This window comes from Lysobacter sp. TAF61 (assembly GCF_052113485.1).
GTDB lineage: Bacteria > Pseudomonadota > Gammaproteobacteria > Xanthomonadales > Xanthomonadaceae > Lysobacter_J.
Genome location: NZ_JBFRDH010000002.1, coordinates 618810 through 641062, shown reverse-complemented (window position 1 = coordinate 641062; position 22253 = coordinate 618810). Strand labels below are relative to the sequence as shown.

Genomic DNA, 22253 nt, shown 5'->3' with positions numbered 1-22253 from the left:
TTTGACCGCTGTCAGCCGAACAGATCGCGCGGATATTCCGGTTTCTGCTCGCGCGAGAGCAGCAGGCGCAGTCCTACGGCGGGCGTGATCTCGCCATGCAGAACCGCCTGCACGGCGCTGGAGATCGGCAGCTCGACGCCGTGTCGTTCGGCCTGGCGCATCACTTCATCGGCGGTCTGCACCGACTCCACCACCTGCCCGATCTCGCGTACGGCGTCCTCGATCGACTGGCCGCGGCCCAAGGCCAGGCCCAGGCGACGGTTGCGCGACAGGTCGCCGGTGCAGGTCAGCACCAGGTCGCCGAGTCCGGCCAGGCCCATCAGGGTCTCGGCCTTGCCGCCGATGGCGTGGTTCAGGCGCAACATCTCGTTGAGCCCGCGCGTGATCAGGCCAGCGCGTGCATTGAGCCCGAGCTGCATGCCGTCGGCGACACCGGTCGCGACCGCAAGCACGTTCTTCATCGCGCCGCCGAGTTCGGCGCCGAGCATGTCGTTGCCGGTGTAGGCGCGGAAGGCCGGGCCGTGCAGTGCATCGGCGACCTCCTGGGAGAAGTCGGCGTGGCTGCCGTGCACGGTCAGCGCGGTTGGCAGGCCCTGGGCGACTTCCTTGGCGAAGGACGGGCCGGTGACAACGGCCAGCGGCACGTCGGCGCCAAGCACTTCTTCGGCGACTTCATGCAGGAAGCGACCGCTGCCGGGTTCGAAGCCCTTGGTCGCCCAGGCCACGCCGGCATGGGCCGGTCGGTACGGGGCGAGGTTGCGCAGGGTCTGCGCGAAGGCGTGCGAAGGCACGACCACCAGCACCAGGTCGGCGCCCTGCAGGGAGTCGGCCAGGTCGGTGGTCGCGCGCAGCGATTCCGGCAGGGCGATGCCCGGCAGGTAGCGTGGGTTCTCGTGGCGGCCGTCAATGGCCGCGATGCCTTCGGCATCACGGCCCCACAGCACGGTCGGATGACCGTGCCGTGCGATCAGGGCTGCCAGGGCGGTGCCCCAGGAACCCGCTCCCAGGACCGCGACGCTGGGCAGTGGTTTCGCTTCCATGCCGCGGCCGCGATCAGGCGTTGCCGGCGGTCTCGGCGTCGGCCAGGCCGGCCTCGCCATTCTGCTGGGCGGCACGCTGGCGCAGGCCTTCGGCGTACAGCGCTTCGAAGTTGATCGGCTGCAGGTAGAACGGCGGGAAACCACCGGTCTGGATCAGCTCGCTGATCAGCTGGCGCGCATACGGGTAAAGCACGTTCGGGCAATGGGTGCCGAGCATGCCGTCGAGCGTCTGGGGGTCGAAACCGGCCAGGCCGAATACGCCAGCCTGCTTCACTTCGGCGACGTAAAGGGTCTTGTCGCCGGCGTTGCAGGTCAGGGTGATGCCGAGCACGACTTCAAAGGCGCTGTCGTTGAGGCGCTGCACGCTCTGGTTGAGGTTCATCTGCAGCTGCGGCTGGGCCTGCTCGTTGAACACGGCCGGTGCGCCCGGGACCTCGAAGGAGACGTCCTTGGCGTAGATCTTCTCGACGGTGAATGCCGGGCCGTTGGCTTCAGCAGACGCGGCGCCGCCGTTGACGTTTTCTTCGGACATCTCGTAACTCCAGACAATTAATACGGAAAGAAATCGATTATGGCACGCGCCCTTGGCGCGGCCGGCTGTTCAGATTGCGCGAGGCCAAGCCGTTGCGGCAAGCCTCGATCGCGATCCCCACGAGTGGGTGTTGGGGCGTGGCGACGGCGATCAAGACCGCCGCCGCAAATGGCACCGCGATCGGCACCGCAACCCGGCGTGTCGCCTCAGGCGCGGCCCTTCACCAGCGGAAGATCGGCCTGCTGCCATGCGGCGATGCCGCCGTCGAGCCAGAAGACCTTGGTGAATCCGGCCTTCTTCAGGCGCTTGGCGGCGTCGCCCGAACCCTGGCCGGTACGGCAGACCACCACGACCGGCAGGTCCCTGGCATTGGCCAGGAGCTTGTTCTCGGGATCGAACTGGCTGGGCTGCACCGACTTGCTGCCGGCGATGTGGCCCTTCTCGAAGTCGTTGCTGGCCGACAGGTCGATGACCAGCGCGTTCTCGCGGTTGATCAGGCCGGTCAGTTCGGCCGGGCGCAATGCCTTGTAGCCGCGGAACAGCCGCGCGACCTCGGTGTAGATGATGGCGATCGTCAGGCCGGCCAGCGCCAGCGAGAGGGTGGTGTGGCGCTCGGCGAAGGCCAGCAGTTCTTGGAAGGTCACGGCATCACTGCAGATGAAACGGGGCCGGGATTGTCTCCCACGGCCGCCGGCTGCGCAAAATCCGCAGGTTCCAGGCGTCCAGGCATGCCTTGGCGGGCAGCCCCCCGGTCACGCCGGCGAGGCGGCTACTGGCCTTCCCAGAGGTCGGGCAGGCCGCCGACCACCCACCAGGTCTTGGCTTCCTCGTCCCAGCGCCATTGCTCGCGGAAACGCACGGTGCGCTCGGCCTGGGTGTGACGGTTGACCACCGCGATCTCGATTTCGCGGACGGCGACCCCGGCCTTCCAGTCCACGCTGCTGCCGTGGTCGCGGTAGGCGGTGATCTGGACCTGCTCGAAGCGGGCCAGCTCCAGTTCGCTGACGGGATGCTCGGCCAGGTATTTCGGGTCGACGAGGGTCAGCGCCGCGTCGAAATCGCCCCAGCGGATCGCACCGGCCCAGGCGTACTGGTTGCGGTCCAGGGTGTCGGTCTTGCGGCTGGCCATGGCGCTGCCGGCGACCGCCAGCATGCCCAGCAGCAGGGCCAGGCTCATCAATCGGGTCAGGCGGCGCATCGGTGTTCCCCCAGGGCTCGGCGACATCCTAAGGGCAAACCGCGGCGCTGGTCCGCGCTGCGGTTCACGCCCGAAGGGGTTGCTTCAGGATCGCGACATAGCGGGCGACGAACTCGGTGGCGACCCCGCCGTCGGGCAGCATCGCCCGCGCGACCAGTCCGATACGGGCACGGCCACGCTCGCGCAGGGTGGCGATGAAGCCGGGCCAATTGGAATCGGCGGCCAGTTCGGCATGCACGTCCAGGTCGGCGAACAACGGTGCGAGGTAGCGGATCTGGCTGTCGGCGACGAACACCTCGGCCTCGAGCCCGGCCGCCTCGATGTGCAGGGACACCACGCCCCACGAGGCCAGCGTCATCATCGAGGCCAGGCTGCCACCGAACGCGCAGCCCTTGTCGTTGACATGGCGCGACAACGGCGCGTGCAGGCACAGGCGCTGGCCGTCGTAGGAGGCAATGCGCACGTCCATCGCCGCGACCGGCGGCATCGACTGGTAGTGGTGATGCAGGCGCTCCAGGGCGGAAGCGTGGTCGTAGTCCTGTTCGGGAACGGGCGATGGCTGATTCATGCGGCGTGCGTGCGAGCGGTGGGGGATGCGGGCGAGGCGGCTATGCTGATGGCATGCCAGCCCCTGCGCCGCCCGGATGGTACGTGATCTCGCTGCGTCCGCGCGGCGAGCACGACGCGTTGCGCCGTGCCGCCGCCCGCGCGGGAGGCGGCATGGTGGCGCTGTCGCCTTGGCGCCTTCGGCTGCGCGACGACGATGGCACGCGCCAGTCGCTGCGCGTCGCCCTGGATGCCGCGCGCGTGGTGGTGACCAGCCCGGCCGCGGTGCGGGCGGCGCGCGCGTTGCAGCCGCTGCGGACGCAGCCGGGCCAGCAATGGTTCGCCGTTGGCGCGGGCACCGCGGCGGCGCTGCGGCGCGCCGGTGTGGACGACGTCTCGGCGCCATCGCGGATGGACAGCGAAGGCCTGCTGGCCCTGCCCGGGCTGCAGCAGCTGGCCGGGTCCGATCTGGGCTTCGTCAGCGCTCCGGGGGGCCGCGGCGTGCTGGTGCCGGCACTGCAGGCGCGCGGCGCGCAGGTGCTGCGGGCCGATGTGTATCAACGCGACACGGTCGCACCGCCGCCGCGTGCGGTTGCGCAGCTGGTCTCGCTGACGGCGCCCACGGTGATCGCACTGTCGAGTGGCGAGGCGCTCGAGGCGATCCTCGACGCCTTGCCTGCAGCGGCTCGCGAGCGGCTGCTGCAGTCTTCCGTCGTTGCCGCCAGCGAGCGGCTGGCGGAGCTGGCGCGGCTGCTTGGCTTCACTGATGTGACGACTGCCCGCAGCGCGCGCCCGAACGATCTTGTGGCGGCGGCGGCAATGGTGATCAGCCGCCTGAACGACGGGGCGTGACGCACATCGTCATCCGGTAGCATGGCGGCCGTCCTCCCGCTTCAGCCAGCAGCCGTGTCCTCCACGCCGGAATCAACCCCCGCCCCCGCGCCTGTCGCTTCCGCAACGCCACGCCGTTCGCGCGGTTGGCTGTGGCTGGTGGTGGTGCTGATCGTCGCGGCCGCGGCCGGCTACGGCTGGATGCAGTGGCAGGCGAAGCTCGAACGCGACCGTGCACAGGCCAGCGATGCCGGACAACGGCTGGACGCCCTGGACGGCCGCATAGACTCGATCCGCCGCGACCAGCGCGCGCAGGTTCAACGCCTGCAACAGGCCGACGCCACCAACCGCGTGCTGCGCGACGAACTGCTCGGCGTCGGACAGCGCGCGGCGCTGCTGGAGGACACCGTTTCCAAGCTGGCCGATCCCGATCGCCATGGCGCGCAGGCGTTGCGCCTGGACGAGACCGAACTGTTGCTGAGCCTCGGCCAGCAGCGCCTGCTGATTGCCGGCGACCTCGACGGCGCGCGCCGTGCCTATGCGCTTGCCGGGCATGTGCTCGACGGCGTCGACGACCCTGCCTACCTGAGCCTGCGGCAGACGTTGCAGCAGGAGCGCGCCGGTCTTGATGCACTGGGCGTCGAGCCACGCGTGAAGGCGATGGCCGAACTCGACGCGCTGGCGCAGACGGCATTGGCCGCGCCAAGCGCGACCGTCGCGCATGACGAACCCCTGGCGCCGTGGTGGCGGCGCGCGTTTGCGAGCCTGATCGACGTGCGTCCGAGCGATCGCACGGTGGCGGTGCAGCCGTCGGACCGCATCGCGGCGACGGCCGGCCTGCAACTGGAGATTTCGCTGGCCCGTGCCGCGGCCGAACGCCGCGACGAGGCCGGCTTCCGCGCCGCGCTGCAACGTGCTGAAGCCTGGCAGGCACGGCTGTGGCCGGAGTCGCCATCGCTGCAGCAGCAGCGCACGCGCATGCGCGAGCTGGCGCAGCGCCCGCTTTCACTGACGCTTCCGACGCTCGGCAGCACACTGCAGCAGCTGCGCCAACTGCGCGCGGCGGACTGAAGGACGCAACGGAGCAGGCGCCCATGAACATCTTCCGCAACCTGCTGTTCTGGATCGTGCTGGCGCTCGCCGGCGCACTGGTGGCGCAGGTGCTGCTGCAGGATCCGGGCTACGTGCTCGTGCGCTACGGCGGCAACGACTACATCACCAACGTGCCCAAGGGCGTGGCGATGCTGTTGCTGCTCGCCGCCGGCCTGTGGCTGGTGTGGAAGCTGCTGAGCCTGCCGTTCGCGGCGATGCGCCGGCACCGCAAGCGCCAGGCGCGGGCGCAGCTGATCGATGGCCTGAGTGCGCTGGAACAGGGTCAGTGGAGCCGCGCCGAGAAACTGCTCACGCAGGCGTCGGCGCAGGCGGACGTTCGCGCGCTTGCCCATGCCGGCGCGGCGCGCGCGGCGGCCGCGCGCGGCGACGACGCGGCAGCGCAGCGGCACCTGGCTGCTCTCGCTGACGGCCATGCAATCGAACGCGCGCTGGTGACTGCCGAACTGGCCCTGCAACGCGACCGTCCGGCTGATGCGCTGGCCGCGCTCGACAGCGTGGCTGCGGCGCCGCTGCCGCCGCGTGGACTGGCGCTGCGCGCGCAGGCGCTGGTCGCGCTTCGCCGCAGTGGTGAGGCCTATGGTCTGCTCGGGGCTTTGCGCCAGCAGCAGGCGTGGCCCGGCGATCGCCTGGCAGCGCTGGAAGCGCAATGGGGTGCGGCCTCACTGCGTGAGGCCGGCGACGCCAATGTCCTGGCCGACCGCTGGGAAGCGCTGCCCAAACCGCTGCGCAACGATCCGGCCGCAGTGGCCGCGTATGCAGAGCGCGCCGCGGCGCTGCGCTGGGACGAAGCGGCGGCCCGAAGCATCGAGCAGGCGCTGGATGCACGTTGGGACGAGTCGCTGGCGGGACTTTACGGACAACTCCCGATCGGGCGCCTCGACGCCCGTCGTGGCAATGCCGAGCGCTGGCTGCAGGCACACCCGGCCAGCCCGGCGTTGCTGGTGACGCTGGCGCGCCTGGCGCGCGCGCAGGGCCAATGGCCACAAGCGGAGACGTACCTGCATCGGGCACTGGCGCAGGGCGCCAACAGCGAGGCCTGGGAAGAACTCGGGCACGGCTTCAGCCAGGCCGGCGACGAGAAGCTCGCGCGGTTGTGTTACGCCAATGCGCTCAATGCCGCGCGTGGCGCGGCGACACAGGAATTGCCGGGGCGCGACCTGCGCCAGAAGATCTTCGACCAGGCCGTGGTCGAGGAGCGCAACGAGCACGGCGTGCCGCGTCTGCGCGGCTGAGCAGGCTTGCGCCTGCCCCCGCTCCGTCCGCGTCGGCGCTTGCGTCAGCGCTCCAGGATGGCGACCACGCCCATGCCGCCGGCGGTGCAGATCGACACCAGGCAACGTCCGCCGCCGCGCTGCTTGAGTTCCTTCGCCGCCGTGGCGACGATGCGCGCACCGGTTGCTGCGAACGGATGTCCGGCCGCCAGCGAAGAGCCATTGGGATTGATCTTCGCCACATCGATGCGGCCCATCGGTGCCTCCAGGCCGAGGCGGTTCTTGCAGTACTCCTCGCTCTCCCAGGCGCGCAGCGTGCACAGCACCTGTGCTGCGAAGGCTTCGTGGATCTCGTAGAAGTCGAAGTCCTGCAGGGTCAGGCCATTGCGCTTGAGCATCTCCGGCACGGCCACCGTCGGCGCCATCAGCAGCCCCTCGCCGTGGACGAAGTCGACCGCGGCCACGTGGGCGTCGCGCAGGTAGCACAGCACTTCGTGCCCGCGCGTGCGCGCCCATTCTTCCGAGGCGAGCAGGCAGGCCGACGCGCCATCGGTGAGCGGGGTCGAGTTGGCGGCGGTCAACGTGCCGCGACCGGAGGTCTTGTCGAAGGCCGGCTTCAGCGAGGCCAGCTTTTCCAGCGTGCTGTCGGGACGCAGGATGTTGTCGCGCGAGACGCCACGGAAGCTCACCACCAGGTCGTCGAAGAAGCCGCGCTCGTAGGCGGCGGCGAGCTTCTGGTGCGACGACAGCGCCCACTCGTCCTGCGAGTCGCGCGAGATGTTCCACTGCTTGGCCATGTCCTCGCAGTGGTCGCCCATCGACTTGCCGGTGCGCGGCTCGGCCACGCCCGGAAACTCGGGCTTGAGCTCGCGCAGATGGAATCCCTTGAACGCGGCCAGCTTGTCGCGCGGAGTCTTGGCGCGGGCGGCTTCGAGCAGGCGGCGACGCAGCTTCTGGCCGTAGACGATCGGCACGTCGGAGGTGGTGTCCGATCCACCACCGATGCCGACCTCGATCTGGCCGGCGGCGATCTTGTTGCCGATGTGGACGATCGAGTCGAGCGAGGTGCCGCAGGCGCGCTGCAGGGTGATGCCCGGGGTCAGCGGCGACAGTCCCGACGACAGCGCCGCTTCGCGACCAAGGTTCCAGTCGCTGGAGTGCTTGATGACCGCGCCCATCGCCACTTCGCCCAGTTGCTGGCCATGCAGGCCGTATTTCTCGACCAGGGCGCCCAGCGTCCGTACCGACATGCCCAGGTTGCCGACGTCCGCATAGGCCGTGTTCTGGCGGCAGAACGGGATACGGACGCCACCGAGCACGGCAACGGGACGGGCAGGCTGCATCGCAACACCTCATGCGGATGGGGGGATCACCCGGCCGTTAACGGCGGCACGGGCATAATGGCCGCAGTGTAGCGCCGCCTTCGCGTGCGACCAAACGCCACCGTATCCATGAGTCTTGCCGAACCTGCCCCGACTGCCCCTTCCACCACGCTGCACGTGCTCGGCGCGCTGGCGCTGGAGCTGCGTGGCGACGCCCCGGTGTTCCGCCAGGCCCTGGCACAGGCCGAGGTCGGGGCCCTGGCCGGGCTGATCGCGCACGACCTGGCCGGCTTCGCCCCGGAAGCGGCAGCGCTGGAGCTGGTGATGGTGGGCGCCCACTACGACCCGGTCGAATTGTTGCGGCCGGGCTGGCCGCTGCACCTCGAACTCGACCAGCTGGCCGCACGCGCACCGCGCACGGCAGCCGATGGTGGCGGCCGGATCATCGCCTTCGGCGCGCACGACGCGCAGCTGCCCGGCGCGCTGACGCCATCGCCGGACTTCGTCGGCGGGCCGCTGCGGCTGGTGCCGTTCGTGCTCGGTGGCGATGCCGCGATCGCCACGCGCGTCGGCGATGCCTTCGAGCGTGAACTGCTCGAGCGCGGCATGGCCGGTGCGGCCACCGCACTGGCGGCGCAGGAAGCGTTCGGCCTGCAGGTCGAGCACGCACGCTACCTCACCGTGCACGACCTCACCGCGATGATGGCGATGCAGTACGACCACGCCGGCCTGGGCCCGCTATGGCCGCTGCTGGAGACCGCGCTGCTGCAGCCCGAGGGCGAGCACTGGCTGGACGCGCCGCCTGAGCCGCTCGTGCACTACGCCAACGGCGAGGCGCGCATTGCCCTGTTCGAACCGCGCGCATGGAAGGCGCGCTACGCCACCGACGCCCCCTGCGCGACGCAGGAGTGCCGCGACAGACTCGAACGCCTGCACCAGCATTTCCAGGCCAGGCAGCGCCAGATCGCGGCGGTGCTCGGCGCGCATGGGGTGCCGGTGAATTTCGTGCACTGCGGTGATGAGCAGGCGCGCGAGGCGCTGGACTGAAGCAGCCCCGGCTGAAGCCTCAGAACTGGCTTTCGTAGATCGCGTAGCCGGCGTCGACCATTCCCAGGGCCTGGTAGGTCCGCTGCGCGTCGGCGTTGTCGCGTTCGACATACAGGCGCAGGCCGATCACGCCGGGCGTTGCCCGCGCCAGTTGTTCGACGTGCCGGTACAAGGCAGCGAACACCCCCTGCCGCCGATGCGCAGGCGTGACGTAGACGCTCTGGATCCACCACCAGTCGCCGTTGCGCCAGTCGCTCCACTCGCGCGTGAGCATCAGCGTGCCGGCGGCGCTGGCAATGGTTTCGCGGCCGGCGACGGTCGCTTCGCGAACCGCCACGAAGTAGCGGGCCTTGGCCGGATCGGCAATCGCCGCCTCGACGCCGGCCAGCACCGTGGCCGGGTCCAGGTGCTTGTGCTCGGTCTCCAACGCCATTGCCGCCGCCCACTGCGCGAGCAGGTCGCGGTCGTGCGCGCTGGCCGCGCGTATGCGCAGCGGGGCATGCATCGGGCGATCGGGCACGGTGCGGTTACTGGGTGACGGTGATGACGCCGCAGGCCACGCGGCCGCCGGCATTGCCCGTGGGCTGGGTCTTGTAGTCGTCGGGACTGGCGTGGACGATCACCGCCTTGCCGGCGACGTCGTTGCCGGCACCGCCGCCGAGGGTGACGCCACTGGCGTGCACATCGACCTTCGCCACGCCGTCGGCATCGGCGACGATGTTGTTCATGTCGCCGCCGTGGTGCGCGCTGCTGTCCACCTTTCCGTGCGGCGAACCCGTCGGATTGAAGTGGCCGCCGGCGCTGCTGGCGTCGGCTGCGCTGCAGTCGCCCTTCTCGTGGATGTGGATGGCGTGGGTGCTGTTGGGAGCAAAGCCGCCGATTTCGCCGGTGATGTGCACGCCATCGCCCATCGGCACCACGCTCAACTTGCCGCTGACCAGGCTGGCCGATGCCGCGGCGAGATTGACGGTTGCGGCCTTGGCGGTCGACACCGCGGTCGGCGTGGCTTCCTTGGTCTTTGGCGTGGAGCTGCAGGCAGCCACGACCACCACTGCGGTGGCGGCGAGCAAAGTGTTCAGCGTCTTGTTCATCGACTTCTCCGTGGGGTGACGGGTCCGGCGCACCGGGCCGCGTCGTTTGATCCGAGCCGGATCGCATCGCAGCCTAGCTGCGCGGCGGTCATCCAGCGGTGAAATGGCAACCGGCCGGTGTTCACGCCGGCCTCGCAAACCTCGGCGCGCCTGCGCCGCGGGCATCACGACATCTTCCGCTGCGGGCGGCGGCGAGCCGTTGCAGCGACGGCTCAGGATCGACGCCGGCCGGGGCCAAGCTTGCGTGTCAGCGTGTTGCGACCCAGGCCCAGCCGCGCCGCCGCCTCGGTGCGGCGGCCGCCGGTGTGCTCCAGGGCCGCCTCGAACAGCGCCCGTTCGAAGCGCTCGCGCGCCTGCGCGTGGATGTCGTCACTGCCGAGCGCCAACTGCGCCCGCGCCCATGCCGCCAGCCGCGCGTCCCAATCATGGTCGTCGCCAGCGGCGCTGTCCTTGCCCGGCGTGGCGGCAAGCGCTTCGTCCAGGTCGGCGCGCGCGATGGTTTCGCCCGGAGCGAGTGCGGCCAGTCGCCAGCACAGGTTTTCCAGCTGACGCACGTTGCCGGGCCAGTCGTAGGCGAGCATGCGTTCCAGCGCCGGTTTGGCCAGGCGCTTGGGTGGCGCATCGAATCGCACTGCCGCCGAGGCGAGGAAGCGTTCGGCCAGGCGCGCGATGTCCTCGCGCCGCTCGCGCAGCGGTGGCAGGTGCAGCCGCACGACATCGAGCCGGTGCAGCAGGTCGGCGCGGAAGCGACCGTCGGCGACCAGCGCTTCGAGGTCCTGGTGGGTGGCGGCGATCACGCGCACGTCGACGCGGATCAGTTCGCGTCCGCCGACGCGGAAGAACTCGCCTTCGGCCAGCACGCGCAGCAACCGCGTCTGCAACGGCAGCGGCATGTCACCGATCTCGTCGAGGAACAGCGTGCCGCGGTGGGCCTGTTCGAAACGGCCGGTGTGACGGCGCTGGGCGCCGGTGAAGGCGCCGGCCTCGTGGCCGAACAGTTCGCTTTCCAGCAGCTCCGACGGTATCGCCGCGGTGTTCAACGCAACAAACGGCTGCCCGGCGCGCGGCGATTCGCGGTGCAGCGCGCGAGCGACCAGTTCCTTGCCGGTACCCGTCTCGCCGGTGATCAGCACCGACAACGGCGCCTGCGCCAGGCGCCCGATCGCGCGGAACAAGGTCCGCATCGCCGGGGTATCGCCGATCAGGGCATCGTCCTTGGGCAATTCGGACGGCGCTGGCGCTGCGCCCTCGCCAACCGCCGCCAGCGTGCGCGCCGCCAGTGCGACGGCTTCGTCGAGGTCGAAAGGTTTGGAGAGGAATTCGTGGGCGCCGCCGCGGAAGGCGCCGGCGGTGCTGGCGACGTCGGTGTAGGCGCTCATCACGATCACCGGCAGTTGCGGCACCTGCGCCTTCAGGCGTTCGAGCAGGACCAGGCCGTCATCGCCCGGCATGCGCACGTCGGTGAAGAGAAGGTCGGGCGCGCCGCGGTCGGCCAGCGCGGCCAGGGCATCGGCCGTATTCTCGAATCCGTCGACGCTGTAACCGCCCTCGCGCAGTGCCGTGGCGAGCACGAAGCGCACGCCACGATCGTCGTCGACCACCCAGATCCTTTTCACGTGCCTTCCTCTTCCTCGATCTGCAGCGGCAACAGCAGGGTGAACACGGTGTGGCCGGGTCGCGAACGGTACGCCAGCGAGCCGCGGTGCTCGCGCGCGACCTGCTGGGCCAGGGCAAGGCCCAGGCCGCTGCCTTCTGCACGGCCCGAGACCAGCGGCAGGAACAGCTGTTCCGCCAGCTCGTCGGGAACGCCGCGGCCGTCATCGACGATTTCCAGGCGCATGGCGATGGGGTGCACGGCATCGCCGATGCGAACTGCGTGCTCGGCGCGCGTGCGCAGCGTGATATTGGCGGCGCCGGCTTCGATGGCGTTGCGCACCAGGTTCCATACCGCCTGCACCAGGCGATCGGCGTCCCCGCCGAATTCGGGCAGGCTGGGGTCGTAGTCGCGGACCAGGCGCACGGCCCAGCCGGCGTCGCTCTCGGCCAGGCGCAGCACGCGTTCGAGCACGGCGTGGATGTTCAGCGGCGCATGCGGGCGCGGCGGTGCGGGTGTGAGCAGCTGGTCCACCAGCGCGGTCAGGCGTTCGACTTCACTGCCGACCAGGGCCACCAGTTCGCCGGCGTCGCCACCGCTGCCGGCGGTGTCGGCGTCGATGCGCCGCGCCAGCAGCTGCGCGGCGCCCTTTAGGCCGGCCAGGGGATTGCGCAGTTCGTGCGCCAGGCCCTTGAGCGAGGCCGACAGGGCCGACGGCAGCAGCAGCGCCGGGTCGTCGCCGGGAAATTCGTCGACCGGATGCGCTTCGAGCAGCCAGCCGCCTTCTTCACGGCGGCTCAGCCAGACATCGGCGAAGCACTCGTCACCGTCGGCGAAGCGCAGGCGGCTGCGGCGCAGTCGCAGCGGCGCATCGGCGGCCGCATCGAGACGGCGCATGGCATGGGCGAAGTGGCCGTCGCCGCCGTCGAGCCCGGCCAGCGGCCAGGCCACCAGCCGCCTCGCACTGACCCCGAGCCAGCGCGAGAACGCGGCATTGCAGCCGACGATCGCGCCTTCCTCGTCGCTCCACGCCAGCGGCGTGGTCAGGCCGTCGAGGTCGGGCCGGTCGAAATCGGTCGGGGCGGGCACGGACATTGCACCATGTTAGTGCAAGAGCCCGTGCCCGGTCGCGGCCGGGTCAACGACCCGCCGTCACCGCCGGAGGCGTCCACTGCCCGGACGTGATGGCGTCCTGTGGCCAGTAGGTGCGGATGTAGAGCGAGAAGTCCTCGCCCTTCGGCGCCGGCAACCAGTTCGCGCGCTGTGCCGGATCGCTCGGCTCGTCGGCCTGGACGTAGATCGTCAGCGAGCCATCCGGACCGGTCTTCAGATCCTTGTTCTTGGTACCCACCGAGTAGCGCTTGATCTCGTTGGGCGCGAAGAAGTGGTGCTGGTTGTAGAGCGTCAGCGACCAGAATCCCTTCACCGGCGGCAGCTGGTCCTTGGCGAACGTCACCGTGTAGCGCGTGCCACCGTTGAGACGCGCGCCGGCTTCGTCGAGGTCCTGGTAGAAATACTTGGTCTCGTTTGGCTTGTTGACGAAGATGTTCGACTTGGCCACCGCAGTGCGGGTGAAGTAGTCGGTGCCGAACTGCGCACCGTTGCTCTGCGTGGTCCAGTTGTGCGCCAGTGGCAGGCCGTAGTTGCGGAACTGCAGCAGCGGGCTGACCAGGTCCTGCTCGGCCTTCCTGGCCTCGTCGATCATGGCCGCCTTGAGCTTGGGATCCTTCTGCGCGGCGGCGATCACCGCCAGCACTTCGGCGTAGCGCGCTTCCTCACCGGCCAGCGGCCTGGCGTCCTTGAGCACCAGCGGCAGCTCGTCGACGAACTTCTCCGGCGCCACCCATGCCGTCTCGGCGCCGCCGGCCGAATCCTGCGCCGGGAACCGGGTCTGCTTCGACCAGTCGCGCTGCTTGGTCTTGCCGTCGAACATCGACAGCGGGTACATGTCGATCTGGTTGATCAGCGGCTGCACCGCCTGCTTGTCTTCCGCGGTCGCATCCTGGAACACGCGGGGAATCACGAAACCGGTGTTGGTGCTCGAGCGGAACACTCCGGTGATGCCCTTGGGCACATCGCCCTTCCAGTCCGGGCCGGCAAGCAGGTAGAAGCCCGGCTTGGTGCCGTACATCTTGCCCAGTTCGGCGAAGCTGTCGGTGCGCAGGTCGACGACCTGGTAGACCCAGAAGCGGTCGCCAAAGTCAGGCACCTGGATCACCACCGGCTCCACGTCCAGGCCAAGGCTGGCAGCGCCGTAGACGACGTCCTGGTTGGGGCACGCCACCATCCGTTCCTGCGGCTCGATGTAATCGCTGAGCATGCTCAGGCGATTGAGCGGGGCCACCGGCACCACGCCACCCATCAGGCCCGGTTCGGGCAGGTCCTTGAAGGCCAGGCGGCGGTTGTAGACGTTGATCATCGGCCACGCCCAGAAGTAGGCCTGGCGCGCGACCATCCGTGCGTATTCCTCGGTGATGCGCGTGCCTGCCACCGGGCCCGGCACCGGCGCCGGCGCCGGTGTCGCTGCTGCAGGCGCCTGCGGCGCGGCAGTGCCCGTGGTCGCGGCAGGGGCCGGATTGCTCACGGCGGTTGGCTCGGTGCGCTGGCATGCGCTCACGGCCACGATCGTCGCGATGGCGCAAGCCAGCACGGAAGCAGGGGAGACGCGGGCGGTCATGGGTTTGCTCCCGTTGCCTTGACCAGCGGCGCCGGATACCAGGCACCGGTCAGGATCGCCTGATCCGGGCCGTAGGTACGGAAGGTCAGGTTGTAGTTCTGCCCCTTCGGCGTGGGCAGCCAGTTGCCGTCGGGTGCGTCCTTGGGTTTCTCCGGCGCGAAGTACAGCGTCAGCGAGCCGTCCTTGCCGTACTGCAGCCTGGACTGCTTGTTGATCAGGAAGCGGTTCTTCGGATTGGGGATGGCATGGAACTCTTTCGAGTCCACCGCGATCACCGACCAGAAGTACTTCACGTGGCTTTCGGGCAGCCCGTCCTTGGCGAAGGTGATGGTGTAGCTGTTGCCGCCATCGAGCTTGGTGCCGGTGCCGTCGCTGTCGGTCTTGAAGTAGACCACTTCATCGGTGCTGTTGGCCCAGATGCCGGCCAGGTCGATCAACGTGCGCGTCTTGAAGTCATCGCCGTACTTGCCGATCGTCGCCGGCCGGTTCCATCCGTTCTTGTTGGAGCCGGCGGTGCTGAAGGACTTCTGGAAGGCCGGCAGCGTCTGCTCGCGGATGACTTTCTCGACGCGCTCGCGTTCGGCCGGGGTCTTCACCGCTTCGGCGACGGCGCGCACCTTGGCCTGCAGCGCGTCCATGCCCGGGTTGATGTCGGGTTCGCTGTCGAGGGCGAGCGCAGCCGAATCGAATGCCTCGGCGCCGGGGAACCTGTCATTGGTGAACACCGGCGTCGCCGGTACCGGCTCGATCTTCGGCGTGCCGCTGGGCTTGACGGTGATCTTGTGCTGCAGCGCGATCGACTGCCTGGCATCGGCGCCCAGTTCGACGCGTGCCAGGACGCGTGAGGTCCTGCCGGGCAAGTCGATGCGCACGGCGTCGGCCGGGACCTGTACCGTCGCGCCCTTCAGGCACATCCAGAAATCGCCGCTGGGGTGGTCGGCGTAGTTGCGCTCGTTGATGTTGGCGACGGTTTCGCCCCAGCCATTGAGGAACTGCACCGTGTAGTAACGGCCTTTTATCTGCGGCACGTTGAAGACGGTGCAGCTGCTCTCGTCGACTGCGACCCAGGCCTCGCTGTAGGCGACATCCAGGTTCGGGTTGGCCCAGGCCACGCCACCGACTTCGCGATGGGCGATCTCGTTCCATTTGAAGCCTTCCTTGCTGAAGTCCAGCTGCTCCTGGCGCAGGACGAGCAGTCGGGCAAGCAGGTACAGGTACGCGTCGCTGATGTCCTGGTCGGAGATCGCCTGCTGGTCTTTGGTCTGGGCCTGTTGCTCGGGAGCGGCACCAGTGTCCGCGGCGGTCCCGCTGCGTTGGCAGCCTGCAAGGGCCACGGTGATTGCGAGTGAAAGGTACAACCCGGTAGATACTGGACGCACGACAGCCTCCTGCTCAGGCATCTATGAAATCAAATGTGGTGAACCGTCACTCGCGCGACGGCAACCGATTTAGTTTCATGAGCGGAGCGTGATGCGTCAGTGATCAACCGCGGATCGTGGCGCGCGTTGCCGCGAGCTGCGATGGGCTGACGCCGAGCATGCGCCGCATGCATCGTGCCATGTGGCTGGGATGGGCGAAGCCGGTTGCCAGTGCGATGCCGGTGATGTCCAGGTCGCCCTGGGTCAGCAGCAGACGCGCGCGCTCCACGCGACGGTGCATGACGAAGCGATGCGCGGGCATGCCCACCGCATTCTTGAACAGCGGCTTGAAGTGCGAAACGCTGTAGCTGGCAACCGCGGCGAGGTCGGCCAGCGACAGGTCTTCGTCCAGGTGCGCTTCGATGTAATCGACCACGCGCTGCAACCGCCACGCCGGCAACGCACTGGCCTGACCAGGCAGTCGTGGCAGATGCGCATCCGCGGACGACCTGCGCGAACCGGCTGCCAGCACGCGCGCCGCCAGTGCGCACGCCAGGCTGTCGGCGAAGAGGCGACCGGATGGATAGCCGTCGAGGGCCTCGCTGCGCATCATCCAACCGATCCGTTCGATCTGGGGATCGCGGACATGGATCGCAGGCGCGGGATCGGACGCGTCCACACCCAGGCGCATTGCATCGGCTGCCTGCCGCATCATCTCCGGCGCCAGCCGCAGCAGCAGCGATGTGGCGGGCGCGGACAGGGTCCAGCGCGTGCTGGAACCGGCGGGCACCACGCAGAACTGGCCATGCAGGCGGGTTCCGCGGCGCTCGGCGCGCTCGGCCCGGTAAGAGACCGGCACCGGACCGCCGACATGCAGACACAGGACATGGCGATGGTCGACGGGCGAATCAAAGCGCCCCGACGGCACGGGCGAGGTGAGCACATCGAGCCATGGCAGGCGCGATCCCGGCGGGGCACCTTCCAGTGCCCGCGCCGGAACAACCGGATAGCACGAGGGTCTGCCGGCGTCGTTCATGGCCGCCATGGTTCTACCGACCCCGGGGAGCGAAGAAGGCCCGAAAGTCACCCTTCGTGCCTGCAGCTCCGTATCGCCGACGTTGCCGGCGCGGTGGCGGCGACGCCTAGTGCGCCCCCGCCAACCTGGCGCACTTCGACATGGTGTCGAACACCTTCTTCTCCGCCGCGGGTGGCGCGGGGAGGGTGTTGAGCGCCTTGAGTTCTTCGATGGTGCTCGTACTTGCGATACCTGCTGCCGAACAGCGGCAATAGACCTCGCGCCGGGCCGCGGTCAGTCCGCGTTTCAGCTGCGTCTTGCTCAGGCAACTGTCGAGTGTGGTCTTGCGGAAGTTTTCCCTGAAGGCCTGGTCCGCCTTGTCCGCCTGGTCAGCGCAGGCCGCGATGGACAGGCAGGCGGCCACCAGCAGCGCTGGAAAGCACTTGCGAATCCGCTGACCTGTAACCCTGACCGCAGCAGGACCATCCCCGAGCCTGACCAGTTGCATGCGCTTCCCCAGATGGACCCGGCATGGCCCCGCTGCGGATTGTAGGTCCAACGCAGGGGCATGCAAGGCGCGCAGGCATACGCTCACATTCCTTTGAACGCCGCTTCCACCGCGCCGATGCTGACCGGCTTCTGCAGGACTTCATCGAAGCCGCTCTCGAGCAGCCCCTCCATCTCCTCTGGCAGCACCGAGGCGGTGTAGGCGACGATCCGCAGCGACCCGCGCTGTTGTTGTCGCAACGCACGGCAGACCGCACGGCCGTCCATGCCCGGCATGCCGATGTCGAGCAGCACGGCGTCGAAGGGTTGTTGCTGGAAGCATTCAAGGGCGGATGTCCCGCTCTCGCATTCGACCGTCGACCAGCCAGCGCGCTCGAGGATGGCGCGGGCGAGTTTCCGGTTGACCAGGTCGTCATCGACTATCAGAACGTGCGGCATGGCTTGCGCCCTCTGTGGTTGCGGCCTGCACCTGCGCGCCCGGATCGCCTGCGTGCGGCCCGCGTAGCGGGATCCAGAACGTGACCGTCGTGCCTTGCGATTGCTTCGACACCACCTCGATCCCGCCGCCGTGCAGGGCGATCAGTTCCCGGGAGAACGCCAGGCCCAGCCCGGCGCCGGCCTGGGCCATGGCCTCTTCGTCGCGGCCTTCGCTGAAGGGTTCGAACAGATGGCTCTTGACTGTATCGCTCATACCGATGCCGGTATCGGAGACGCGAACCGTGACCTGTTCGCCCTCGATGTACAGGTCCATGCCGATGTGGCCGGTGCGGGTGAACTTGACGGCGTTGTGCAGCAGGTTGTTCATGACTTCGCGGATGCGCACGCCGTCGCAGGTCACCACCTCGGGGAAGTCGGCGGCGACGTTGAGGCGATACTCGAGTCCCTTGCCTTCGGCGACGATCGCGTGCGTCCTGGACACGCTCATCGCGGTCTGGCGCAGATCGACTTCACGCAACTGCAGATGCAGCTTGCCGTGCCGCAGCTTGGTCAGGTCCAGGATCATGTTGACCAGGTCGAGCAGATAGCCGGCGCTGTCGTGGATGTATTGACCGTACTGGCGCTGTTCGGCTTCGCCGGAAGTGGTCTTGACCAGCTCCGAGAAGCCGAGGATGCCGTTGAGCGGCGTGCGCAGGTCGTGCGAGATCTTGGCAAGGAATTCGGACTTGAGCTGGTTGGCTTGCCGTTCGCTCCTGGCCAGGCGCTGCAGTGTCCGCCGCTCGCGCCTGGCGAGCACGGCCGCGAGAAGGGTGAGCATGCCCACGCCCAGCGTGAACGCCGAACTGCCGATCAGGTAGATCCGCCGATGCCGATGGAACTCGCGCAACGCGTCGTGGCGGGAGATGCCGACCACGATGATCAGCTGGTAGTCGCCGAGGTAACCGCCCGACCACAGCCGCGGGACGGCATCGACTTCCGGTTGCGAGACCTGCTGGATGGTGCCGTCCTTGAGGCGGTAGATGACCGGACCCTTGGGCCACCGCGACATCGGGATGGGTGCGCCGCCGACCAGCACCGCGCGCACGCGTCCGTCCAGGCCGAGGATGGCGGCGATGTCCCGGGGACCGAGCTCGACCGTCCCGAACTGACGTGACATCGGACCGACGTTGAGTTTGCGCAGGTTGCTGAGGATCTGGTCCGGGCGGATGCTGGCAATGGCGGCGCCGGAGAACGAACCATCCGGCAGCCTCACCGGCCGGGTGAACACCAGCGTGTCCGGATGCCCCGCATGCGCCGGCAGCGGCGTCGACACCCGTGGCCGGTCGACCACCGGCATGCCCGAAGGCAACACCTTCGACAGCCATGACTTGTCCACCGGAACTTCGCCCACCATGGTCCGGTTGGCGGCATCGACCACGCCCAGCTGGACCCGATGCGGCCTGACATACCCGGCGCTTCTGAGCAGCTCGATGATGTCGAGGTCGGCATCGTCGGCGACATAGGCCTGCCGGACCACGCGCACCATCCGGTCGAGATCGTCGAGGCGGTGCTGGGTCTGTTCGGCGAAGGAGCGGCTGAGTCCATTGGCCTCGCGGTAGCCCTCGGCCAGCGCGCGGTTGCGGTCCTTGGTGATCTGTCCGAGGGTGACGATCCAGGCGAAGCAGATCATCAGCGGGCCGATGAGCAGCATCAGCACGGCCGGATCGATCCGGCTCGTCCAGCGGCGCAGGCGTGACTCGCGCAGGGGAGGCGCCCCGGTCGTCATGCTATTGCCACTCCAGCCGCCAACCCGCGATCAGCTCGGTTTCGTTTCCCAGCGTGCGGTGTTCGATGCCGAAGGTGATGGCCTGGCGATGCGGCAATGGCCACACGCCACGTACGTGCGAGATGAAGTTGTCCGGGTCCGTGCCGTAGCCGACGCCGGCGGTCAACTGCAGGCGTTCGCGCTCGTAGGTGAGGTCCGCGATGTAGGCCGTCGTGTTCGTTCCGAAGGTCGGATCGCCGTGATACGCGACCAGCGTGGCGTAGGTCCAGGTCGACGTCGGCACGCTCAGGCCCAGGTGCCAGAGCCTGTCGTGCGCGGGCGTGGCGCCGAATTGCTGGCGCACGCCGGCAAAGCCCTGCACGCGGCCGCCGAGTTCGTGGCCGACGTTGAGCTCGACGCGTTGTTCGTCCTCCACGCTGTCGTGTTGCCGGTACTCGTAGGCGACTTCCCAGAAGTACTGGCCCGGAACCCGCCGGAGCCAGCTGAGGCGACCGGAATTGAGCGGCAACACGGCGCGGTCCCTGGGGTCGAGCGAAACCAGTTCGCGATCGTTGTTGACGTACGTCGCGCGGAAGACGTCGCGCGCGTTCATTGCGATCTCCAGGTCGGCGAGCAGGCGGTTGGAGTCTCCCGTGAACAGATCGTCGCGACCGGCCATCAGGTCGAGTCGATAGCGCCAGCCCTGCGCAAGCTGGGCCAGCCCGGCCTGCACCTCCGGATCGTCGGGCCAGGCCGCCTGCAGCGGTTGCAGGCGCTCGCGGGCCAGGTCGTAACGGCGCTGTTGCAACGCCACCATCGCCAGCCCCGTTTGCGCCTCGCGGTCGTCGGGGCTGGTGGCCAGCAATTGCCGATAGATCGCTTCGGCCTCGTCGGGGCGGAACTGCTGGCGCGCGACCCGGGCGAGTCCCAGTCGTGCCGCGCGCGACAACGGATCGGCCCGCAGTACCTGCTCGTAGAGGGTGCGTGCCTTGTCGGGACGTTGCTGGAATTCGTAGGTGACGGCCAACTCCAGCGTTGGCGCCGGCTCACCCGGCGCCTGCTGGTGGGCGCGGGACAGGGCGGCGGCGGCATCGCCCAGGCGCCCCTCGTCGCGCGCACGCACACCGGTCAGCAGGTCGACGCGGTAGTCGGCGGCGGCGACGTCGCGGCACTGGAGCAGCAGCGCGTCGATCTGCGCCGTCGGTGGCGGCTGCTGCGCCATCAGGCGCTGTGCACGGTCCAGATCGCACTGCGCGGCAGCGGCGAGCGGTGCAGCGCCCAGTGCGGCGAGCAGTGCGGCGAGCAGCGGCGGCGGCACGATCGCGGCCTTCATTGTCCGATCCAATAGCGCAGCAGGACCAGCCCCGCCAGCAGGACGAGGATGACGATCTCCGCGTACAGCAGCTGCCGCTCGCGCCGGATGTCGGCCTGCAGGTCGGCGCGGAAGCGGGCAGCGGCTGCGGTGGAGTCGGGGGCGCTCATTCCAGTTGCCTCACCCGGCCGATCTTCACGGTCTTGTCCCAGCTGCGCTCGGCGCCGCGCAACTCGGCGACATAGGCGGCGAACGAAACCGCGCACAGCACCGGGCCATAACCCACCACCGCCAGCAGCGGACGCACCAGCCAGGGCGGTGCACCGGCGCGCTCGAGCCGGTACAGGCCCCAGCCGGCGACCATGCAACCGCCGACCCAGGCATACAGGAGCACCACGACAGCGGCGCGCCAGTCCCAGGCCTGGTGCAGCGTCGGGAACGAATTGATCAGGTAGTACGGCCGATCCGGGAAGATCGACAACGCCATCAGGCCGAGCGACACAAGACCGGGAAACAGGATCCCTTCCAGCCAGGCGCGCCTGGCGGTGAACGGATCGATGAGGCACGAGAACAGCAGCACGAACAGATAGACGAATGCGTTGATCAGCCACAGCAGGTGGAACGCGCGCCATGCCCAGCCGTGGTGCAACAGCAACAGGGTCAGGCATGCAGCCATGGCCAGCAGCATCAGGATCGGTGTGAGCACGGTGGCGAACCAGATCAGCCCGAACATCCAGCCGCCGATGCCGCGGTGCGAGAACGGGCGGAACCAGGCATGGCGGAAGGCCCAGGTCAGTTGCAGGTTGCCGCGCGCCCAGCGCAGGCGCTGCTTCCACAGGCTCGACAGCGCATCGGGCTCTTCGGCCCATACGATCGCGTTGCCGTCGAACAGCGCGCGCCTTCCGCGCAGTTCGGTCAGAAACGTGGTGTAGGTGTCCTCGGCCAGTGTCGAGGTGTCGATTGCGCCACCGATAGCGATGAGGTTCTCGCGTGAGTGCAGTTGCGCGCCGCCGGCGACGCAGGCCATCACGCCCATCACGTTCTGCGCACGGCGCGAGGCCGCCTGGGCGGTGATGTACTCGAAAGCGATCGAGCGCGAAACGAACCCGCCCGGCGCGCTGCCTTCCTTGATGTACGCCGTGACCGCACCCACCTCGGGATCGGCCAGGTGGCGCACCATCTTCGTCAACGCGTCGCGGGAGAAGACCACGTCGGCGTCGGTGATCAGCACCGCCTCCATCCAGTCGTCGTCGAGCACGTGCGCCAGGCCGTAGTTGAGCGTGTGCGCCTTGCCCTGCCCGCCCTTCTCCCGACGCAGGTGGAAGACCGTGCCGGGATAGCGCAGGGCCGCCTCGCGGGCCACCTGCGGGGTCTGGTCGGTGCTGGCGTCGTCGATGACGTAGACACGCAACGCATCACGCGGGTAGTCCAGCGACATCATGTGCTCGATGGTGTTGTCGATCACCAGGCCTTCGTTCCAGGCCGGGATCAGCACGGCGACACGTCGCCTCACGGGTGCGCAGCGCGCGTAGTGGTTGCGCACGCCGTGCACGCCCACCAGCAGGAACTGGATGAACGCCGCCAGCTGCGGCGCCGTGCCGAGGAAGACGGCGACCACACACATCCATACCCAGGATTCCTGCATGCGCGTAGCCTCCGGATCGCCTGCGGGCACGC

Annotated in this window: 23 protein-coding genes; 4 read left to right on the top strand and 19 right to left on the bottom strand. The window is 68.8% G+C overall.

What is annotated here, in order from left to right; translation table 11 throughout:
* Positions 1 to 11: 11 nt before the first annotated feature.
* The 5 genes from AB4Y64_RS07305 to AB4Y64_RS07285 form a co-directional block, all read right to left on the bottom strand.
* A complete protein-coding gene (locus tag AB4Y64_RS07305) occupies positions 12 to 1040 on the bottom strand; it encodes an NAD(P)H-dependent glycerol-3-phosphate dehydrogenase (RefSeq protein ID WP_441815769.1) in 1029 nt (342 codons plus the stop codon).
* A 13-nt stretch (positions 1041 to 1053) separates the two neighbouring features.
* Positions 1054 to 1572, bottom strand: coding sequence for a protein-export chaperone SecB (gene secB, locus AB4Y64_RS07300; protein ID WP_441815768.1), 519 nt, complete (start codon positions 1570 to 1572; stop codon positions 1054 to 1056).
* A gap of 206 nt (positions 1573 to 1778) precedes the next feature.
* The gene (locus AB4Y64_RS07295) at positions 1779 to 2216 is read right to left on the bottom strand and encodes a rhodanese-like domain-containing protein (protein WP_441815767.1); all 438 of its coding nucleotides are present in this window, start codon (positions 2214 to 2216) and stop codon (positions 1779 to 1781) included.
* Between the two features lie 125 nt (positions 2217 to 2341).
* Entirely contained in the window at positions 2342 to 2770 is a 429-nt protein-coding gene (locus AB4Y64_RS07290) for a hypothetical protein (protein ID WP_441815766.1), read from the bottom strand.
* 64 nt (positions 2771 to 2834) lie between these two features.
* The gene (locus AB4Y64_RS07285) at positions 2835 to 3338 is read right to left on the bottom strand and encodes a YiiD C-terminal domain-containing protein (protein ID WP_441815765.1); all 504 of its coding nucleotides are present in this window, start codon (positions 3336 to 3338) and stop codon (positions 2835 to 2837) included.
* A gap of 53 nt (positions 3339 to 3391) precedes the next feature.
* Here AB4Y64_RS07285 and AB4Y64_RS07280 point away from each other — a divergent pair, with 53 nt between their 5' ends.
* Genes AB4Y64_RS07280 through AB4Y64_RS07270 form a run of 3 tightly spaced genes read left to right on the top strand, consistent with a single transcriptional unit; the run spans position 3392 to position 6492 of the window.
* Positions 3392 to 4168, top strand: a complete 777-nt coding sequence (locus AB4Y64_RS07280) for a uroporphyrinogen-III synthase (protein WP_441815764.1) — start codon at positions 3392 to 3394, stop codon at positions 4166 to 4168.
* A gap of 21 nt (positions 4169 to 4189) precedes the next feature.
* The gene (locus tag AB4Y64_RS07275) at positions 4190 to 5218 is read left to right on the top strand and encodes a uroporphyrinogen-III C-methyltransferase (RefSeq protein ID WP_441815763.1); all 1029 of its coding nucleotides are present in this window, start codon (positions 4190 to 4192) and stop codon (positions 5216 to 5218) included.
* A 23-nt stretch (positions 5219 to 5241) separates the two neighbouring features.
* Positions 5242 to 6492 (top strand): heme biosynthesis HemY N-terminal domain-containing protein, encoded by a 1251-nt coding sequence (locus AB4Y64_RS07270; protein ID WP_441815762.1) that lies wholly within the window; start codon positions 5242 to 5244, stop codon positions 6490 to 6492.
* A 44-nt stretch (positions 6493 to 6536) separates the two neighbouring features.
* On the opposite strand, the gene AB4Y64_RS07265 is transcribed toward AB4Y64_RS07270, so the two are convergent.
* Complete coding sequence (locus AB4Y64_RS07265; protein ID WP_441815761.1) at positions 6537 to 7814, bottom strand: acetyl-CoA C-acetyltransferase; 1278 nt, start codon at positions 7812 to 7814, stop codon at positions 6537 to 6539.
* Between the two features lie 108 nt (positions 7815 to 7922).
* Here AB4Y64_RS07265 and AB4Y64_RS07260 point away from each other — a divergent pair, with 108 nt between their 5' ends.
* Positions 7923 to 8840, top strand: a complete 918-nt coding sequence (locus AB4Y64_RS07260) for a hypothetical protein (protein ID WP_441815760.1) — start codon at positions 7923 to 7925, stop codon at positions 8838 to 8840.
* A gap of 19 nt (positions 8841 to 8859) precedes the next feature.
* On the opposite strand, the gene AB4Y64_RS07255 is transcribed toward AB4Y64_RS07260, so the two are convergent.
* The 13 genes from AB4Y64_RS07255 to AB4Y64_RS07195 all read right to left on the bottom strand — a co-directional run bounded on the left by AB4Y64_RS07255 (position 8860) and on the right by AB4Y64_RS07195 (position 22221).
* On the bottom strand, positions 8860 to 9345 hold the full coding sequence (locus AB4Y64_RS07255) for a GNAT family N-acetyltransferase (RefSeq protein ID WP_441815759.1): 486 nt from the start codon (positions 9343 to 9345) through the stop codon (positions 8860 to 8862).
* Between the two features lie 22 nt (positions 9346 to 9367).
* Complete coding sequence (locus AB4Y64_RS07250; protein WP_441815758.1) at positions 9368 to 9931, bottom strand: superoxide dismutase family protein; 564 nt, start codon at positions 9929 to 9931, stop codon at positions 9368 to 9370.
* Positions 9932 to 10143: 212 nt separating this feature from the next.
* Complete coding sequence (gene ntrC / locus AB4Y64_RS07245; RefSeq protein ID WP_441815757.1) at positions 10144 to 11547, bottom strand: nitrogen regulation protein NR(I); 1404 nt, start codon at positions 11545 to 11547, stop codon at positions 10144 to 10146.
* Complete coding sequence (locus AB4Y64_RS07240; RefSeq protein ID WP_441815756.1) at positions 11544 to 12620, bottom strand: two-component system sensor histidine kinase NtrB; 1077 nt, start codon at positions 12618 to 12620, stop codon at positions 11544 to 11546. Before AB4Y64_RS07240 ends, ntrC begins: the two co-directional genes overlap by 4 nt.
* A 43-nt stretch (positions 12621 to 12663) precedes the next feature.
* On the bottom strand, positions 12664 to 14202 hold the full coding sequence (locus tag AB4Y64_RS07235; protein ID WP_441815755.1) for a DUF1254 domain-containing protein: 1539 nt from the start codon (positions 14200 to 14202) through the stop codon (positions 12664 to 12666).
* Entirely contained in the window at positions 14199 to 15581 is a 1383-nt protein-coding gene (locus AB4Y64_RS07230; RefSeq protein ID WP_441815754.1) for a DUF1214 domain-containing protein, read from the bottom strand. Before AB4Y64_RS07230 ends, AB4Y64_RS07235 begins: the two co-directional genes overlap by 4 nt.
* Before the next feature lie 103 nt (positions 15582 to 15684).
* A complete protein-coding gene (locus AB4Y64_RS07225) occupies positions 15685 to 16596 on the bottom strand; it encodes a helix-turn-helix domain-containing protein (RefSeq protein ID WP_441815753.1) in 912 nt (303 codons plus the stop codon).
* A gap of 106 nt (positions 16597 to 16702) precedes the next feature.
* Positions 16703 to 17083 (bottom strand): hypothetical protein, encoded by a 381-nt coding sequence (locus AB4Y64_RS07220; protein WP_441815752.1) that lies wholly within the window; start codon positions 17081 to 17083, stop codon positions 16703 to 16705.
* An 83-nt stretch (positions 17084 to 17166) separates the two neighbouring features.
* Positions 17167 to 17520, bottom strand: coding sequence for a response regulator (locus AB4Y64_RS07215; protein WP_441815751.1), 354 nt, complete (start codon positions 17518 to 17520; stop codon positions 17167 to 17169).
* Positions 17495 to 19285 carry a sensor histidine kinase gene (locus tag AB4Y64_RS07210; RefSeq protein WP_441815750.1) on the bottom strand — a complete coding sequence of 597 codons (1791 nt, stop codon included), beginning with the start codon at positions 19283 to 19285 and terminating at the stop codon, positions 17495 to 17497. Before AB4Y64_RS07210 ends, AB4Y64_RS07215 begins: the two co-directional genes overlap by 26 nt.
* Before the next feature lies 1 nt (position 19286).
* A complete protein-coding gene (locus tag AB4Y64_RS07205; protein ID WP_441815749.1) occupies positions 19287 to 20597 on the bottom strand; it encodes a tetratricopeptide repeat protein in 1311 nt (436 codons plus the stop codon).
* Entirely contained in the window at positions 20594 to 20746 is a 153-nt protein-coding gene (locus tag AB4Y64_RS07200) for a hypothetical protein (RefSeq protein ID WP_441815748.1), read from the bottom strand. Before AB4Y64_RS07200 ends, AB4Y64_RS07205 begins: the two co-directional genes overlap by 4 nt.
* A complete protein-coding gene (locus tag AB4Y64_RS07195; RefSeq protein ID WP_441815747.1) occupies positions 20743 to 22221 on the bottom strand; it encodes a glycosyltransferase family 2 protein in 1479 nt (492 codons plus the stop codon). Before AB4Y64_RS07195 ends, AB4Y64_RS07200 begins: the two co-directional genes overlap by 4 nt.
* Positions 22222 to 22253 lie beyond the last annotated feature (32 nt).

Bases quoted from the DNA above. Each gene is read 5' to 3' on its own strand.
- AB4Y64_RS07305 (WP_441815769.1), bottom strand. From the start codon at position 1,040: ATGGAAGCGAAACCACTGCCCAGCGTCGCGGTCCTGGGAGCGGGTTCC.
- secB (WP_441815768.1), bottom strand. From the start codon at position 1,572: ATGTCCGAAGAAAACGTCAACGGCGGCGCCGCGTCTGCTGAAGCCAAC.
- AB4Y64_RS07290 (WP_441815766.1), bottom strand. From the start codon at position 2,770: ATGCGCCGCCTGACCCGATTGATGAGCCTGGCCCTGCTGCTGGGCATG.
- AB4Y64_RS07285 (WP_441815765.1), bottom strand. From the start codon at position 3,338: ATGAATCAGCCATCGCCCGTTCCCGAACAGGACTACGACCACGCTTCC.
- AB4Y64_RS07280 (WP_441815764.1), top strand. From the start codon at position 3,392: ATGCCAGCCCCTGCGCCGCCCGGATGGTACGTGATCTCGCTGCGTCCG.
- AB4Y64_RS07275 (WP_441815763.1), top strand. From the start codon at position 4,190: ATGGCGGCCGTCCTCCCGCTTCAGCCAGCAGCCGTGTCCTCCACGCCG.
- AB4Y64_RS07270 (WP_441815762.1), top strand. From the start codon at position 5,242: ATGAACATCTTCCGCAACCTGCTGTTCTGGATCGTGCTGGCGCTCGCC.
- AB4Y64_RS07265 (WP_441815761.1), bottom strand. From the start codon at position 7,814: ATGCAGCCTGCCCGTCCCGTTGCCGTGCTCGGTGGCGTCCGTATCCCG.
- AB4Y64_RS07260 (WP_441815760.1), top strand. From the start codon at position 7,923: ATGAGTCTTGCCGAACCTGCCCCGACTGCCCCTTCCACCACGCTGCAC.
- AB4Y64_RS07255 (WP_441815759.1), bottom strand. From the start codon at position 9,345: ATGCATGCCCCGCTGCGCATACGCGCGGCCAGCGCGCACGACCGCGAC.
- AB4Y64_RS07250 (WP_441815758.1), bottom strand. From the start codon at position 9,931: ATGAACAAGACGCTGAACACTTTGCTCGCCGCCACCGCAGTGGTGGTC.
- AB4Y64_RS07240 (WP_441815756.1), bottom strand. From the start codon at position 12,620: ATGTCCGTGCCCGCCCCGACCGATTTCGACCGGCCCGACCTCGACGGC.
- AB4Y64_RS07235 (WP_441815755.1), bottom strand. From the start codon at position 14,202: ATGACCGCCCGCGTCTCCCCTGCTTCCGTGCTGGCTTGCGCCATCGCG.
- AB4Y64_RS07225 (WP_441815753.1), bottom strand. From the start codon at position 16,596: ATGAACGACGCCGGCAGACCCTCGTGCTATCCGGTTGTTCCGGCGCGG.
- AB4Y64_RS07220 (WP_441815752.1), bottom strand. From the start codon at position 17,083: ATGCAACTGGTCAGGCTCGGGGATGGTCCTGCTGCGGTCAGGGTTACA.
- AB4Y64_RS07215 (WP_441815751.1), bottom strand. From the start codon at position 17,520: ATGCCGCACGTTCTGATAGTCGATGACGACCTGGTCAACCGGAAACTC.
- AB4Y64_RS07210 (WP_441815750.1), bottom strand. From the start codon at position 19,285: ATGACGACCGGGGCGCCTCCCCTGCGCGAGTCACGCCTGCGCCGCTGG.
- AB4Y64_RS07205 (WP_441815749.1), bottom strand. From the start codon at position 20,597: ATGAAGGCCGCGATCGTGCCGCCGCCGCTGCTCGCCGCACTGCTCGCC.
- AB4Y64_RS07200 (WP_441815748.1), bottom strand. From the start codon at position 20,746: ATGAGCGCCCCCGACTCCACCGCAGCCGCTGCCCGCTTCCGCGCCGAC.
- AB4Y64_RS07195 (WP_441815747.1), bottom strand. From the start codon at position 22,221: ATGCAGGAATCCTGGGTATGGATGTGTGTGGTCGCCGTCTTCCTCGGC.